Below are 14,864 nucleotides of genomic sequence, written 5' to 3'. Positions count from 1 at the left end.
TTAGAAGAGAACACAACCTATGCTTTTTTCCCGTAAGGCGGTTTCCAAGCGTCATCTTTTGCTGATTGCCGCTGGCTTCAGCACCGTGTTGACAGGCTGCGCCACGTCGCCGGCCTCCAAGGTCGCGTCCAGCACCAAGGTCGAGTACTACCCCAACTGCTACGAGCCGGTGCAGCATTTGCGCGCCACCGACTCGAACATGACCAAGTCGGTGGTCACCGGTGCAGCCATCGGCGCGGCCGGCGGTGCATTGCTCGGCGCCCTGACCGGCGACAAGGAAAAACGCGGCCGTAACGCCGCCATCGGCGCAGCGGGCGGTGCCCTGGCCGGCGGCGCAGCGGGTTACTACACCGAGCGTCAGAAGCAGATCGCCGATGACAACCAGCGCATCGCCTCGTATGCGGCTGACGTGAACAAAAGCGCTTCCGACATCGACCGCAGCACCGCGTACGCCAAGGCGTCCCAGCAGTGCTACCAGAGCGCATTCACCAAGTTGGTGAGTGATCGCAAAGCCAAGACCGTCAACGACACCGAAGGCCGCAAGCGCCTGGCGGAAATCGTCTCGGGCCTGAAGGAATCCAATGACCTGATCGTTGCGGTCAACGGCAAAGCCGCCGAAGACCTGAACAACTACACCCAGGCCTACGAGAAAGACCTGCAGCAGGTTGGCGTGCAGCGTAACGACGTGGTCACCGTGGCCACCGCCGACACCGCACCCGCTACCCCGCCGGCCAAAGGCAAGAAAGCCGTCAAGCCGGCGAAAAAGAAAGTGCTGCCAGTCGTGCCTCAAGAAGCAGTGACTACCGAAAAGAGCATCCAGACCGTGCAGGCCAAGCAGGCTGAAAGCAAGCAGGTCGCCAGCGCCGGTAAAGCGCAGATCGAAGGCACTTGCCGCGATCCAAACCTGGCCGACTGGGCGCCGGTGCCATGCCCTAACGTTTAAGTAACATGCTGCTATAAGCGTCAAACGCCAGCCGATCTTCCGCTAATGCGCAAGATCGGTAGCGTTCTTTTTGCAATTCGTTAAACTGCTGCGGCCACTCAATAATTACACCGAGGCCGTGTGCATGAAATTTCGTCTTCTCCTGTGGGTGCTGGGCCTGATGATGGGCAAAGCCAGCCGCACCAATCCTGCCTTCCAGCAACAGTTGGGTGACAAAGACCTGGCGTTCCAGTTGCAGACCCTCGACGGCAAGGTTGCCCGTCACTTCATCGTCAAAGACCAACGCATCACCAGCCGCTCGGGTGTCCACCCGACGCCGGCGTTTGCCATCGCGTTCAAGGATGCCGCCTACGGCTTCGCCACGATGCAGGCGAAGAACAAGCAATTGGCGTTCATGACGGGGATTCAGGACAAGTCGATCCAGATCAAGGGCAACCCGGCGCTGGTGATCTGGTTCCAGGGGTTGACCAAGTATTTGAAACCGAAGAAAAAGAAGTAGGGCTTTCAGGTAGATCGAGTTGGATTCATCGGGGGCAAGCCCCCTCCCACACTTCGAATGCATTCCAAGTGTGGGAGGGGGCTTGCCCCCGATAGCTATCTGACTAGGCGCCAGATTCAGCCCTGGCTGAACTGCGAGGCCAATTCGCGCAACAGCACCTCGGCATCCAGCACTTTGGAGACCACTTCCTCTGCCTTGTCACGCGTCAGCCCCAGACGCTCGAGCAGTTCGTCCGGGATGGTCTCATCCGGCCCGGAGCCAATCCCCCGGCTGCGCAACAGGCGCACGGCCAGACACACCAGGTTCGGGTACTCGGCGTATTGCCCATCGTAGGTCGGATCGTGCTGGAAGCGCAGGGCGGTGGACAGTTCGTCCGGCATGTCCCAGTAGCGCATCAGCCAGGCGCCGATCTGCTCGCGGCTGATGCCCAGCAAGTGTTGCTCCACATAGCTGTGGCACAGGTGCGGGTTGACCTCCAGGTGGCGGCAGATCAGCGAGAAGTGCGGCGGGAACACATGGGCCAGCAGCAGGTAGCCGAAGTTGTGCAGCAGGCCGGCGAGGTAGGTCAGGCCGGCTTCCGGGCGCTGGGCGCGGGGCATGGCGCGGGTCAGGCCCTCGATCACGGCGGCGGTGTAGATGGACTGGTGCCAGTACGGCGTGGCCTGGTGCGGGTGGTCCTTGGGCAGGCTCAAGGTCTTGCCCAGGGCCAGGCCCAGTGCGAGGTTGATCACCAGGTCAAAACCCAGCACGCGCACGATGGCGTCTTCCACCGAGCGGATCTTGCCCGGCGATGCGTAATAAGGCGACGCGGCCCAGCTCACCACTTGGGCGGCCAGGGCCGGATCGGTTTCGACCACGCTGGTGATGTCGTCGATGGTGGCATTGGGGTCGACGCGCAGCTTGATGATCTTCTGTGCGGTGTCGGCCAGCGGGGGAATCTCGATGGTCGCTTCCAGGCGTTGCTGGATGCGACGGGCGGTGAACGCCTGCATCGCCTGGGTGATTTCCTCACGGTCATCATTGGGGCGGTCGAGGTTCGGGCGGATATTGCTCAGTGGCTCACCGAACTGGGCGGCGCTGGCCTTGGTGAGCATGGTCTTGAAGGCGTCGCTGGCGATTTCCAGCAGCAGCCCGGCTTCACCCGAATGCACCAGCAGGCTCGGTTCATTGAGCAGGCTGCCTTCGTACAGGCACGGCGAACTGGTGAGTGCCGGCAGCCCCGGCAGCAGGCTCAGGTCGTGCTTGCCCAGCATGCGCGCGACGCGATCCGGCGCCACGGCCGTAAGGCGGCGACCCGTGAGTTCGGTGAGGCGGTTGAGGTCCAGCAGCTGGCTCTGCGGGAACAGCACCATCAGGGCGCCCACCGCGTCTTCCAGCAATACGACCTGGACTTTTTGCGCAGGATTCAGGCCCGGATGTTCGATGACTTCCGTGTAGCTGATGGCGAGTTTTGCGAGCAAAGCCCGAATGACCGGCGGTGCGGTCAGTGGGGCTGTGGCGAGGGCAACTTCTGACATGGCCTGATCCAATTTCCTACATTCACCGAAGTATAACCAGCTTGATACAACTGTAGGTCGGATAAGTGCGCCAAGCGTCACACTTGGCCGTATTGCTGCCCATGACGAAGCCAGCGATCCAGCAGCGGGCTGACGTGATCCGGCCAACGCTCCAGCAGTGCTTGCGCCGCGTCGCGCACGGCGGGCAGCAGGTCGGCGTCGCGCATCAGGTCGGCGACCTTGAATTGCAGCAGGCCGGTCTGGCGGGTGCCGAGCATTTCGCCGGGGCCGCGCAGTTCGAGGTCTTTTTCGGCGATGACAAAACCATCGTTGGTTTCGCGCATGATCCCCAGGCGCTGGCGGCCGATCTGCGACAGCGGCGGGTGGTAGAGCAGCACGCAGTGGCTGGCGGCGCTGCCCCGGCCGACGCGACCGCGCAGTTGGTGCAATTGCGCAAGGCCCAGGCGCTCGGGGTTTTCGATGATCATCAGGCTGGCGTTGGGCACGTCCACGCCCACTTCAATCACGGTGGTAGCGACCAGCAGTTGCAGGTTGCCGGCCTTGAATTCAGCCATCACCGCCGCCTTTTCCACAGGCTTCATGCGCCCGTGGATCAGCCCGACCTTGAGTTCGCCCAAGGCGCTGGTGAGGTCTTCATAGGTGGTCTCGGCGGCCTGGCAGGTCAGCTCCTCGGACTCTTCGATCAGCGTGCACACCCAGTACGCCTGACGGCCTTCGGCGCAGGCGCCGCGTACCCGTTCGATCACTTCGACCCGGCGCGTATCGGTGACCAGTACGGTGTTGACCGGTGTGCGGCCGGGGGGCAGTTCGTCGAGGATCGAGGTGTCGAGGTCGGCGTAGGCGCTCATGGCCAGGGTGCGCGGGATCGGGGTGGCGGTCATGATCAGCTGGTGCGGGTTCATGCGCCCGCCCACGCCTTTCTGGCGCAGGGCCAGGCGCTGCTGCACGCCGAAGCGGTGCTGTTCGTCGATGATCACCAGGGCCAGGTTCTTGAACTGGACTTCGTCCTGGAACAGCGCATGGGTGCCCACCACCATCGGTGCGCCGCCGGCGATCTGCTCCAGCGCCGCTGCACGCGTCTTGCCCTTGAGCTTGCCGGCCAGCCATGCGACTTCCAGGCCCAGGGGCTCGAGCCATCGCTTGAACGTGATGAAGTGCTGCTCGGCGAGGATCTCGGTAGGCGCCATCAGCGCCACCTGGTAACCGGCTTCCAAGGCTTGCAGGGCGGCGAGGGCCGCGACTACGGTTTTGCCCGCGCCTACGTCGCCCTGGATCAGGCGCAGCATCGGCTCGTGCTGGCTGAGGTCGTAGGCGATTTCATTGCCCACGCGTTGCTGGGCGCCCGTCGGCGCAAAGCCGAGGTTGGCCAGGTATTGCGCCGGCAGGCGCGTGGCCTTGGGCATGGCCGGCGCACGCAGGGAGCGCATGCTTTCGCGCAGGCGTTGCTGGGACAGTTGGTGAGTCAGCAGTTCTTCGAACGCCAGGCGGTGCTGGGCCCAGTGATGACCGAGGGCCAGCTCGTCGACATCGGCATCCGCGGGTGGGTGATGCAGGTAGCGGATCGCATCGGCCAGCGGCGCCAGTTGGTAGTCGCGGGCCAGTTCCAGGGGCAGCCAGTCGGGCAGGCTCTGTGGGCCAAGCATGCTCAGGGTCTGCATGCACAACTGGCGCAGGCGCTGTTGGGTCAGGCCTTCGGTGAGCGGGTAGATCGGCGTGAGGGTGGTGTCCACCGGTGGCGGTTCATCGCCGGTAATGGCGCGGTACTCCGGATGGTAGATCTCCAGGCCCGAGGCGCCGGGGCGCGCTTCGCCGTAGCAGCGCACGCGGGTGCCACGCTTGAGGCCTTCCTTCTGCGCATTGCTGAAATGGTAGAAGCGCAGGCTCAGGCCACCGGTGCCGTCCTGCAGGCGCACCACCAGGCTGCGGCGCTTGCCCATCACCACGTCGGCGCCGCTGACGGTGCCTTCGACCACCGCATCCTGCCCCGGACGCAGTTGGCCGATGGGCACCACGCGGGTGCGATCCTGATAACGCAAGGGCAGGTGAAACAGCACGTCCTGGAGGTTTTCCAGGCCGACCTTGGCCAGTTTCTCGGCCATGGCTTCACCGACACCCTTGAGTGCCGTCACCGACACCTGCGACAGCTCAGTCATACGTTTACTTAGCTCGCAGCAGGCGGCTTGGCCACCGAACACAGGCGGATCGAGTCGGCGAGGATCTCAATCGCTTTGGGCCGTGGGAAGCTGGCGCGCCAGGCGATCGCCACGGTGCGGAACGGCACCGGTGGCGTGAGTGGACGCACTTCGATCACACCAGGGGCGTAGTGATGGCTGTCCACTGCCGAAAGCGGCAGGATCGAGATGCCCAGGCCAGAGGCGACCATATGGCGAATGGTTTCCAGGGAGCTGGATTCCACGGTGGTGTGTTTGGCGCCGTCGTTGCCTTTGGTCAGGGTCGGGCAGGCTTCCAGCACCTGGTCGCGGAAGCAGTGGCCTTCGCCGAGCAGCAGCAGGCTCTTGTCGTTGAGCAGGCCGGCGTCGATGGTGTCTTTCTGCGTCCACGGGTGGGAGGCGGGCATCAGCACGTAGAACGGCTCGTCGTAGAGCGGCAGCGTCAACACATCCGCTTCGTTGAACGGCAGGGCGATGATGATCGCGTCCAGCTCGCCGTTGCGCAGTTTGTCGCGCAGCACGTGGGTGAAGTTTTCTTCGATATACAACGGCATCTGCGGTGCGACGCGGTGCAGTTGCGGGATCAGGTGCGGGAACAGGTATGGGCCGACGGTATAGATGGCGCCGACTTTCAGCGGCGCGGTCAGCTGGTTCTTGCCCGCCTGGGCCAGTTCACGAATGCTCTGGGCTTGCTCGAGCACCTTCTGGGCCTGGGCAACGATGCCTTCGCCCACCGGGGTAAGGCGCACGGCGCTTTTGCTGCGCTCGAAAATCAGCACACCGAGTTCGTCTTCAAGCTTTTTCACGCCCACCGACAGCGTCGGCTGGCTGACGTGGCAACGCTCGGCTGCGTGGCCAAAGTGTTGCTCTTGGGCGAGTGTAACGATGTAGCGTAATTCTGTGAGAGTCATAGCGGGCGTCCATGAGGTTGCGGGCCAAGCATACCGGCTGCAATCGATAGACGCACGTTATCAGAACTTTGCTGGGGATTGAGGGGGGAATGCGCGGGATTTTGCTGAGAGTGGCGAGGGGTGTCCCTCGCCACCTTCATTTTCAGCGACGACGTTTTTCGATGTTGTACACGAACGGTGCAACGATCTCGATGCTGCCGCCTTTGAGCATATCGGCCGGCGGCTTGGGCAGCGGCTGGGCACGACGGATCATGTCCAGGGTGGCGCGGTCCAGGTCGGCGTTGCCGGAACGGCCCACCAACTCGTAGGACAGCACGTTACCGTCGGCATCCACGACGAACTTCAGGCGGTTCAGGCCTTCCTTGCCACGGGCCTGGGCACCTGGCGGGTACTTCTTGTACTTCTGCAAGTGTGCCAGCAGGGCGCCTTCCCAGGACGCTTTGGCGGCGATCTGCTGCGGCGATGGGCCGGGAGCCGGCTGGGCCGATTTTTCAGCCGGTGCTTTGGTCGGAGGAGCATCGCTCGGCGGTTCCTCGGAGGGTTTCTCCTTGGGCGGCTCGATCTTTTTCTCCACCGGCTTTGGCGGTTGCGGCTTGGGCTTTGGCTTGACCGGTTTGGGCACCTGGATCGTTGGCTTGGGTGCCTCGGCCAGTTTTGGCAGGGGCAGCTCTTCCACCGGTGCAGGCGGTTGCGGTGGCGTTACCACTTTCGGCGGCGCCGGCGGCGGGGGGGCAGGCATCGGGGCCAGGTCGATGACCATGGCTGCCGGCGGCAACTGCACCGTGCGCGGCGCCGACCAGTGGAGCGCGATGGCAATCGCGACGGCATGCACGCCCAGCACGACGGCGAGGCTGGTGCCATAACGCGTCAGTTTGTGGCGCGTCGTGATCATTTCTTGGCTGCCGTCTCAAGTCCGACCAGGCCGACCTTGAGGTAGCCGGCTGCCCGCAGGGCATCCATCACGCTCATCAGGTCGCCGTAGTCCACGCCCTTGTCGGCCTGGAAGAAGATCGTCGTGTCCTTCTTGCCTTGGGTCTTGGCATCGAGCACCGGCCCCAGGGTTTCGGCTTTGACTTCTTCTTCGCCCAGGAACAGGCGTTGATCCGCCTTGACGCTGAGGAAGATCGGTTTCTCCGGCCGCGGCGCAGGCTTGGCGCTGGAGGCGGGCAGGTCAACCTTGATATCCACGGTGGCCAACGGTGCGGCCACCATGAAGATGATCAACAGCACCAGCATCACGTCGATAAACGGTGTGACGTTGATTTCGTGGTTCTCGACGAGTTCGTCGTCGCCTTGATTCAAATGCAGGCCCATGGCCGATTACCCCACTTTCACCATGTGCGGTTGCGAGCTGCGCTCGGTAGGCAGGTGATCGAGGTCGCGGCTGACCAGCAGCAGGACTTCTGCCGACGCGTCCGATACCTGGGCCTTGTAGCCGGCAATCGAACGGGCGAAGACGTTGTAGATCACTACCGCAGGAATCGCGGCGACCAGGCCCAGGGCGGTTGCCAGCAGGGCTTCGGCGATGCCGGGGGCAACGACGGCGAGGTTGGTGGTCTGGGTTTTGGCGATGCCGATGAAGCTGTTCATGATGCCCCAGACGGTACCGAACAGGCCGACGAACGGCGCGGTGGAACCAATGGTCGCCAGTACGCCGGTGCCGCTGCTCATGTTACGGCCGCAGGCTGCAACAAGACGCTCCAGGCGGAAAGCCACGCGCTCCTTGATGCCTTCTTTTTCGCGGGCGTTGGCCGACAGGCGCATTTCTTCCAGCGCGTCGTGCACCAGGGTGTTGGCCAGGGTGCCTTTCTTGGTCGCGCTTTCGCTGGCTTCCTTGAGGGTGGTGGCCTTTTTCAGGTGGACGATTTCAGTGCGCAGACGGCGCTTGGCGCCCAGCAGCTCGAAACCCTTGGCGATCCAGATGGTCCAGGTAATGATCGAGGCGATGGCCAGGCCGATCATCACGGCTTTTACCACCACGTCAGCATTCTGGTACATGCCCCATGGCGACAGGTCGTGAGCCATGCCCAGTGTGTTGTCTTCTTCCAGCACTACACCGGTGTCATCGGCAGCGGCAGGAGCGGCAGTGTCAGTAGGGGCCGGGGCTGCGACGGGAGCGGCCGGGGTGGCGGCATTCTGCTCGGTGGCAGCCGGAGTAGCGGGTGCGGTGGCGTCAGCGAATGCGGCGGTCGGTGCCAGCAGTACGCTGAACAGCAGCGCAGCAATCGCACGCCAGGCGCGGGATGGGCTGTGAGGCTTGGTTGGCGAAGCGGGGGTTGTATTACGTGTCATGCTGGCCGGACCTGAGAGAAAAAATGAGTGATCGTCCTTCCAGACCCAAGGGGTCGAGGACAAATGGGCGGTTATTATTGCAAGTAATTCTTGTTAACAGAAGTAATACAGTAACTTTATTTGCCCTTTTTCTGGCCGTCGGTCATCTGCGAGGGCTAATCTAGACCTTTAAGAGCGGAGTTTTGTGATGTCTGTGCCTTCTGTTGTGATTGCCGGTTGTGGCGATGTGGGTAGTCGGTTGGCTAGCCAATTGCTCGCCTCGGAATGGGAGGTTCATGGCCTGCGGCGCGATATTTCACGCCTTCCCGATGGGGTGATCGGCATTGCCGGCGACCTGTTCAACAAGGATTGTCCTGACACCTGGCCGATCGGCGGGGTGGATTACCTGGTGTACTGCGCCGCCGCGACCGACCACGATGAGGCCGGTTATCGCGCCGCTTACGTGCAAGGGTTGCAGCATGTGCTGGAGTGGCTGAAGGATTACGGCCAGGAGCCCAAGCACCTGCTGTTTGTGTCCAGCAGCAGCGTATACGGGCAGCAGAATGGGGAGTGGGTCGATGAAACCTCCGAAACCCAGGCCAAAGGTTATTCCGGGCAAGTCATGCTGGAGGCCGAGCAGGTGGCACTTAACAGTGGCATTCCCGCGAGCGTGGTGCGGCTGACCGGTATTTACGGCCCTGGTCGCGAATGGCTGCTGACCCAGGTGCGCCAGGGGTACCGTGTAGCGCTTGATCCACCTTTATACGGCAACCGTATACACGCCGATGATGCGGCGGGCTTGCTGGCATTTTTGCTACGCCACGTGGAGCAGGGCGGTTCGCTGGATAAGGTCTATATCGGCGTCGACGACGCACCGGCGCCTTTGGCGGAGGTGGTGGCCTGGTTGCGTGATTACCTGGGCGTAACTGAGTGGTCCGAGGACGCCAGTGTGCGGCGTGCCGGCAGCAAGCAATGCAGCAATGCCCGCATAAAGGCGCTGGGGTGGACACCCACGTATGCGACCTACCGCGAAGGGTATGCAGCCATTCTTAAAGGCTGAAATGCGGTTTAAAAATGTGGGAGGGGGCAAACCCCCTCCCACATTTGGAGCTGGTTGATGACTGCTATTGTTTTTCAAGCAGCCATTGGCGAGGACCCGGCGTAAACGAAGGCACTTCGTCCGCCTGTGCGGTGTTGACCGCCTGGAAGATCTCCAGCTGCTTGCCCTTGCGCACGAAGATCCAGGGGTTGCCCACGCCGTTGAGTTGCAGCCACATGCTGTCGTAGCCACCGCTCATGGAGGCGCAATCGCCGGCCAGGCACAGTGAGTACCGATCAGCATTGGGCAAACCGGCGACCTTGCCGTCAGGCTGGAACTGGACAGTGGCGCCGTTGCCGAAGCCGTCGGTGATCTTCCAGTCGCCGCCCATATAGGCTGCGTAGAGTGCGCGTTCGAAATTGGCACCCAGTGGCGCACCTTCCGGTGCAGGGTCCTTGGCGCGGGCGAACAGTTGCTCGGGCTCATTGTCGTTGGCGGACTGCAGCAGTTGCTTGCCTTTGCGCTTGAGTTCGGTGGCGGAGCTGCCGTAGAAATCCACGCTCCAGGCACCGGATTTCTCGCCCAGCAACTTGCCTTCGGCCACTTCAAAGCCGTTGTAGTAGCGCGCCTGCGAGGCCTTGGGGTTGACCTCCCATTCGAGGTTCGGACCATAGCTTTGCAACGATTCACGCAAAGGGCCGCCTTTGGCTGCCGCATCGATGGCGACCTGGTTGATCCAGGTGCCGCTCACATCCAGATCGGCAGGGTTGCTGGCACAGCCGCCGAGGAGCAGGGCGAGCAACGAAGAGGCTACAAGCGCTTTGCGCATCATGAAATCCTTTTAAAACGAAGTCGGCGCAGCCTGTGGAGGCTGCGCCGGGTGTTTTACTCGATGACCAGAATTGCGTCCATCTCAACCTGCGCGCCCTTTGGCAGGGCTGCAACGCCAATGGCGGCACGGGCTGGGTAAGGTTGTTCGAAGTACTTGCCCATGATCTCGTTAACCTTGGCGAAGTGGCTCAGGTCGGTGAGGAAGATGTTCAGCTTGACGATGTCCTTGAACGAGCCGCCGGCAGCTTCGGCCACGGACTTGAGGTTTTCGAAGACCTGTACGGTCTGGGCTTCGAAGCCTTCCACCAGTTCCATGGTCTTTGGGTCCAGCGGGATCTGGCCGGACATGTAGACGGTGTTGCCCGCCTTGATAGCCTGGGAGTAAGTACCGATGGCGGCTGGGGCCTTGTCGCTGGTGATAACGGTCTTGGTCATGAATGACTCCTTGTAATGGATGGGCTACGCACGCATGCGGGTAATGCGGATCACACCGGTCAAGGCGCGCAGTTTCTTGATCACGCGGGCCAGGTGCACGCGGTCATGCACGCTGACCACCAGCTGGACCACGCTGATGCGACCATCGCGCTCGTCCATGCTGATTTTCTCGATATTGCCGTCGGCCGCGTTGACGCTGCTGGCCAGCAGGGCGATCAGACCGCGCTGGTGTTCCAGCTCAACGCGCAGCTCGACGTTGAATTCGCCGGTGACATCCTTGGCCCACGAGAGCTGGATGCATTTTTCCGGGTTGTGACGGATTTCGGTGATGTTGCGGCAGTTGTCGAGGTGAACGACCATGCCCTTGCCAGCCGACAGGTGGCCGACAATCGGGTCGCCAGGGATCGGCGTGCAGCATTTGGCGTAGCTGAGCACCAAGCCCTCGGTGCCGCGAATCGCCAGCGGGCCTTCCGGGCTTGGCAGTTGTTCGCCTTCACCCAGCAGACGGCGGGCGACCACATAGGCCATGCGGTTGCCCAGGCCGATATCTTCCAGCAGGTCTTCGATGGTTTCCTGGCGGTACTCGTGGAGCATCGCTTGCACGCGCTCCTGCGGAATCTTGTCCAAGGCACTGTCGAAACCGTTGAGTACTTTGTTCAGCAGGCGCTCGCCCAGGCTGATGGACTCGGAGCGGCGCTGCAGTTTCAGCGCGTGGCGGATGTGTGTGCGCGCCTTGCCGGTAACTACGAAGTTCAGCCACGCCGGGTTCGGGCGCGCGCCCGGTGCGCTGACGATCTCCACAGTGGAGCCGCTTTGCAGCGGTTCCGACAGGGGCGCGAGACGACGGTTGATCCGGCAGGCAATGCAGCTGTTGCCGACGTCGGTGTGCACCGCGTAGGCAAAGTCGACCGCGGTGGAGCCTTTGGGCAGCTCCATGATCCGGCCTTTGGGCGTGAACACGTAGACCTCGTCCGGGAACAGGTCGATCTTCACGCTTTCGATAAATTCCAGGGAGTTGCCGGCACGTTGCTGCATTTCCAGCACGCCCTTGACCCACTGGCGGGCACGGGCATGGGTGCCTTTGGGTTGCTCGTCGCCGCTGGATTTGTACAGCCAATGGGCGGCGATGCCGTTGTTGGCCATCTCTTCCATTTCGCGGGTGCGGATCTGGATCTCGATCGGCACCCCGTGCATACCGAACAGCGTGGTATGCAGCGATTGATAGCCGTTGGCCTTGGGGATGGCAATGTAGTCCTTGAAGCGCCCCGGCAGGGGTTTGTACAGATTATGTACAGCGCCCAGCACGCGGTAGCAGGTATCGACCTTGTCCACGATGATGCGGAACGCGTACACGTCCATGATCTCGTTGAAGGCCCGGCGCTTGCCGCGCATCTTCTTGTAGATGCCGTAGATGTGTTTTTGCCGGCCGCTGACCTCGCCCTCGATCTCGTCGATCGCCAGGCAATGGCTCAAGGATTCTTCGATCTTGTTGACGATTTCCTTGCGATTGCCCCGGGCGCGCTTGACCGCCTGGTAGATACGCGCCGAGCGCATCGGGTGCATGGCCTTGAAGCCGAGGTCTTCGAACTCGATACGAATGGCGTGCATGCCCAGCCGGTTGGCGATGGGCGCGTAGATTTCCAGGGTTTCCTTGGCGATGCGCCGGCGTTTTTCGCCGGACAGCACTTCCAGCGTACGCATGTTGTGCAGCCGGTCGGCCAGCTTGACCAGGATCACCCGGATGTCCCGGGCCATGGCCATGGCCATTTTCTGGAAGTTTTCCGCCTGGGCTTCGGCCTTGGTCTCGAAGTTCATCTGGGTCAGTTTGCTGACCCCGTCGACCAGTTCGGCCACGGTTTCGCCAAATTGCGCACTGAGCGCTTCCTTGGCAATACCTGTGTCTTCGATCACGTCATGCAGCATCGCGGCCATCAGGCTCTGATGGTCCATGTGCATGTCGGCGAGAATATTTGCCACCGCAAGAGGATGGGTGACGTACGCCTCACCGCTTCGGCGGCGTTGGCCGTCGTGGGCTTGTTCGGCGTAGAAATACGCTCGGCGGACCAGGTTGACCTGGTCGGGGCCGAGGTAGGTCGATAAGCGATCGGCGAGGGCGTCTATGCTCGGCAAAGTGTGAACTCCTGCCGAAGGCTGTGACCCCGCGCCGTGCTACGTCGACCAGGCATAGGCTTAGACGGCCTCGTTGGACTCGTCCTCGAACGCTGCAAACAGCGGTTCGTCTTCAACGATTTCAGCGTTGGCGATGAACTCGTAGCTCATCAGGCCTTCAGCGATTTCACGCAGGGCTACAACGGTAGGCTTGTCGTTTTCCCACTGGACCAGGGGCTCTTTGCCGCCAGTGGCCAGTTGACGGGCACGCTTGGTAGAGAGCATGACCAGCTCAAAGCGGTTTGCCACGTGGTCTAGGCAGTCTTCAACGGTTACGCGGGCCATGATATTCCTCGGAGCGAATGCAAGATGCGCGCTGCCCGGTTGGGCGAGCGGACTGAGCAGTTTAAAAAATCACCAGCGTTTAGGGAAGCGCTGATTTTTCGCAGGCCCTCGCAAAACCGCTGCAAGCGCCAATGTAAAGCCCTTGCAGCGGTTTTGGGAAGGGCCAATCAGCCGAGCAATTCGGCGAGTAATTTGCCGAAACGCTGCTGTTGACGCTTCTGCTGGAGCTGATTGGCGCGGAAAATCGCCTTCAGGTCATCCAGCGCGTGGGAAAAATCGTCGTTAATGATCAGGTAGTCGTAGTCGACATAGTGGCTCATTTCGCTGACAGCTTCCCGCATGCGGCCTTCGATGATCTCGTCGCTGTCCTGGCCACGGTTGGTCAGGCGCTGGTGCAAGGCTTCGAGCGATGGCGGCAGGATGAAGATCGAGCGCGCCTTGGGCATCAGTTGGCGCACTTGCTCGGCGCCCTGCCAGTCGATTTCCAGGATCAGGTCGTGGCCTTCGTCCAGGGTCTGCTGCAGGTGGCTTTGCGAGGTGCCGTAGAGGTTGCCGAACACCTCGGCGCGCTCCAGGAAGTCGCCATGCTCGATCATCTTGACGAACTCGGTGCGCTCGACGAAGTGATAGTGCACGCCGTTCACCTCGCCCGGGCGCATGGCGCGGGTGGTGTGGGACACCGAAATACGGATCTGATCGTTGGTGTCGGTCAGCGCCTTGACCAGGCTGCTTTTGCCCGCGCCCGAAGGGGCGGAAATGATGTAAAGGGTACCGGTGCTGTGGGTCATGGAGGTTGCCTTACTCAATATTCTGTACTTGTTCGCGCATCTGCTCGATCAACACCTTGAGGTTGACCGCAGCCGTGGTGCTGCGCGGATCGAAAGCCTTGGAGCCCAGTGTATTGGCTTCGCGGTTGAGTTCCTGCATCAGGAAGTCCAGGCGCCGACCGGCGGCGCCGCCGGACTTGAGCACGCGGCGCACTTCAAGAATGTGGGTGCTCAGGCGGTCGAGCTCTTCGGCGACGTCGCTCTTTTGTGCCAGCAGGACCATTTCCTGTTCCAGGCGCACAGGGTCGAGGTCGGCCTTCATGTCGGTGAAGCGGTCGAGGACCTTCTGGCGCTGGGTTGCAAGCATCTGCGGCACCAGCTCGCGCAGGATCACCACGTCTTCCTCGATCGAGGTCAGGCGCTCGTTGATCAGGCGGGCCAGTTCGGCGCCTTCGCGCTCGCGGCCGGCCTTAAGTTCCTTCAGGCCCTGGGTGAACAGGGCGAGGGCTTCGGCATTGAGGGCTTGCGGATCGGTGGCGTCAGCCACCAGCACGCCGGGCCAGGCCAGCACTTCCAGAGGGTTCAGCGCAGCGGGTTGCTTGATCAGGCCGGCGATGGTTTCGGCGGCAGCGACCAGTTGCGCAGCGCGTTCGCGATCCACCTGCAGCGGCTTGCCGGTGGTTTCTTCGGTAAAACGCAGGGTGCATTCCAGCTTGCCGCGGGAGATACCCTGGCGCAGTGCCTCACGCACGGCGCCTTCGAGGTCACGGAAGGATTCCGGCAGGCGCAGGTGCGGCTCCAGGTAGCGGCTGTTGACCGAGCGCAGCTCCCAGCTCAGGGTGCCTTGGGCGCCGGCTTTTTCGACGCGGGCGAAGGCGGTCATGCTGTGCACCATGGAGGTACCTCGCGATGCAGTCCCGCGAAAGCGGGCTGATGGGTAAATTGAAGCCGACAGGCTGCGAAGGCGCGGGATTGTAGCGCAGTGGGGCGAGTGCGCCCAAGCAATGGGCGATAGGCTGACCATTC

The 14,864-nt window shown here is 62.2% G+C and carries 15 protein-coding genes; 3 read left to right on the top strand and 12 right to left on the bottom strand.

The features are described 5' to 3' along the window. The first annotated feature begins 19 nt into the window (after positions 1-19). Positions 20-943, top strand: coding sequence for a type VI secretion system-associated lipoprotein TagQ (gene tagQ, locus FBY10_RS07500; protein ID WP_131697656.1), 924 nt, complete (start codon positions 20-22; stop codon positions 941-943). A gap of 124 nt (positions 944-1,067) precedes the next feature. Then, entirely contained in the window at positions 1,068-1,442 is a 375-nt protein-coding gene (locus tag FBY10_RS07495; RefSeq protein WP_058424462.1) for a hypothetical protein, read from the top strand. A 116-nt stretch (positions 1,443-1,558) separates the two neighbouring features. On the opposite strand, the gene FBY10_RS07490 is transcribed toward FBY10_RS07495, so the two are convergent. The 6 genes from FBY10_RS07490 to exbB form a co-directional block, all read right to left on the bottom strand. Next, positions 1,559-2,959, bottom strand: coding sequence for an aminoacyl-tRNA deacylase and HDOD domain-containing protein (locus FBY10_RS07490; RefSeq protein ID WP_145337413.1), 1,401 nt, complete (start codon positions 2,957-2,959; stop codon positions 1,559-1,561). Between the two features lie 77 nt (positions 2,960-3,036). Beyond that, on the bottom strand, positions 3,037-5,112 hold the full coding sequence (recG, locus tag FBY10_RS07485; RefSeq protein ID WP_145337414.1) for an ATP-dependent DNA helicase RecG: 2,076 nt from the start codon (positions 5,110-5,112) through the stop codon (positions 3,037-3,039). A gap of 8 nt (positions 5,113-5,120) precedes the next feature. After that, positions 5,121-6,041, bottom strand: a complete 921-nt coding sequence (locus FBY10_RS07480; protein WP_015886540.1) for a hydrogen peroxide-inducible genes activator — start codon at positions 6,039-6,041, stop codon at positions 5,121-5,123. A 142-nt stretch (positions 6,042-6,183) separates the two neighbouring features. Beyond that, entirely contained in the window at positions 6,184-6,933 is a 750-nt protein-coding gene (locus FBY10_RS07475) for an energy transducer TonB (RefSeq protein ID WP_131697653.1), read from the bottom strand. Continuing rightward, positions 6,930-7,355: a TonB system transport protein ExbD gene (gene exbD, locus FBY10_RS07470; RefSeq protein WP_003195519.1), complete on the bottom strand. Its 426-nt coding sequence runs from the start codon at positions 7,353-7,355 to the stop codon at positions 6,930-6,932. Before exbD ends, FBY10_RS07475 begins: the two co-directional genes overlap by 4 nt. 6 nt (positions 7,356-7,361) lie before the next feature. After that, the gene (gene exbB, locus FBY10_RS07465) at positions 7,362-8,333 is read right to left on the bottom strand and encodes a tonB-system energizer ExbB (RefSeq protein WP_145337415.1); all 972 of its coding nucleotides are present in this window, start codon (positions 8,331-8,333) and stop codon (positions 7,362-7,364) included. 187 nt (positions 8,334-8,520) lie between these two features. On the opposite strand from exbB, the gene FBY10_RS07460 reads away from it, so the two are divergent. After that, complete coding sequence (locus FBY10_RS07460; RefSeq protein WP_145337416.1) at positions 8,521-9,372, top strand: SDR family oxidoreductase; 852 nt, start codon at positions 8,521-8,523, stop codon at positions 9,370-9,372. A 64-nt stretch (positions 9,373-9,436) separates the two neighbouring features. On the opposite strand, the gene FBY10_RS07455 is transcribed toward FBY10_RS07460, so the two are convergent. The 6 genes from FBY10_RS07455 to FBY10_RS07430 all read right to left on the bottom strand — a co-directional run bounded on the left by FBY10_RS07455 (position 9,437) and on the right by FBY10_RS07430 (position 14,733). Next, on the bottom strand, positions 9,437-10,180 hold the full coding sequence (locus tag FBY10_RS07455) for a hypothetical protein (RefSeq protein WP_131697650.1): 744 nt from the start codon (positions 10,178-10,180) through the stop codon (positions 9,437-9,439). A 56-nt stretch (positions 10,181-10,236) separates the two neighbouring features. After that, positions 10,237-10,617 (bottom strand): RidA family protein, encoded by a 381-nt coding sequence (locus FBY10_RS07450; protein ID WP_003176922.1) that lies wholly within the window; start codon positions 10,615-10,617, stop codon positions 10,237-10,239. A 24-nt stretch (positions 10,618-10,641) separates the two neighbouring features. Next, complete coding sequence (gene spoT, locus FBY10_RS07445; protein WP_015886535.1) at positions 10,642-12,747, bottom strand: bifunctional GTP diphosphokinase/guanosine-3',5'-bis pyrophosphate 3'-pyrophosphohydrolase; 2,106 nt, start codon at positions 12,745-12,747, stop codon at positions 10,642-10,644. 60 nt (positions 12,748-12,807) lie between these two features. Then, the gene (rpoZ, locus tag FBY10_RS07440; protein WP_017735757.1) at positions 12,808-13,071 is read right to left on the bottom strand and encodes a DNA-directed RNA polymerase subunit omega; all 264 of its coding nucleotides are present in this window, start codon (positions 13,069-13,071) and stop codon (positions 12,808-12,810) included. Positions 13,072-13,238: 167 nt separating this feature from the next. After that, entirely contained in the window at positions 13,239-13,859 is a 621-nt protein-coding gene (gene gmk / locus FBY10_RS07435) for a guanylate kinase (RefSeq protein WP_131697649.1), read from the bottom strand. Between the two features lie 10 nt (positions 13,860-13,869). Further along, on the bottom strand, positions 13,870-14,733 hold the full coding sequence (locus FBY10_RS07430) for a YicC/YloC family endoribonuclease (RefSeq protein WP_131697648.1): 864 nt from the start codon (positions 14,731-14,733) through the stop codon (positions 13,870-13,872). Positions 14,734-14,864 lie beyond the last annotated feature (131 nt).

Origin of the sequence: Pseudomonas sp. SJZ103, assembly GCF_007828335.1 — a bacterium.
In the GTDB taxonomy this organism is placed as follows: domain Bacteria; phylum Pseudomonadota; class Gammaproteobacteria; order Pseudomonadales; family Pseudomonadaceae; genus Aquipseudomonas.
The sequence above is the reverse complement of the archived record's forward strand: the minus strand, read 5'-3'. Positions and strand labels throughout refer to the sequence as shown.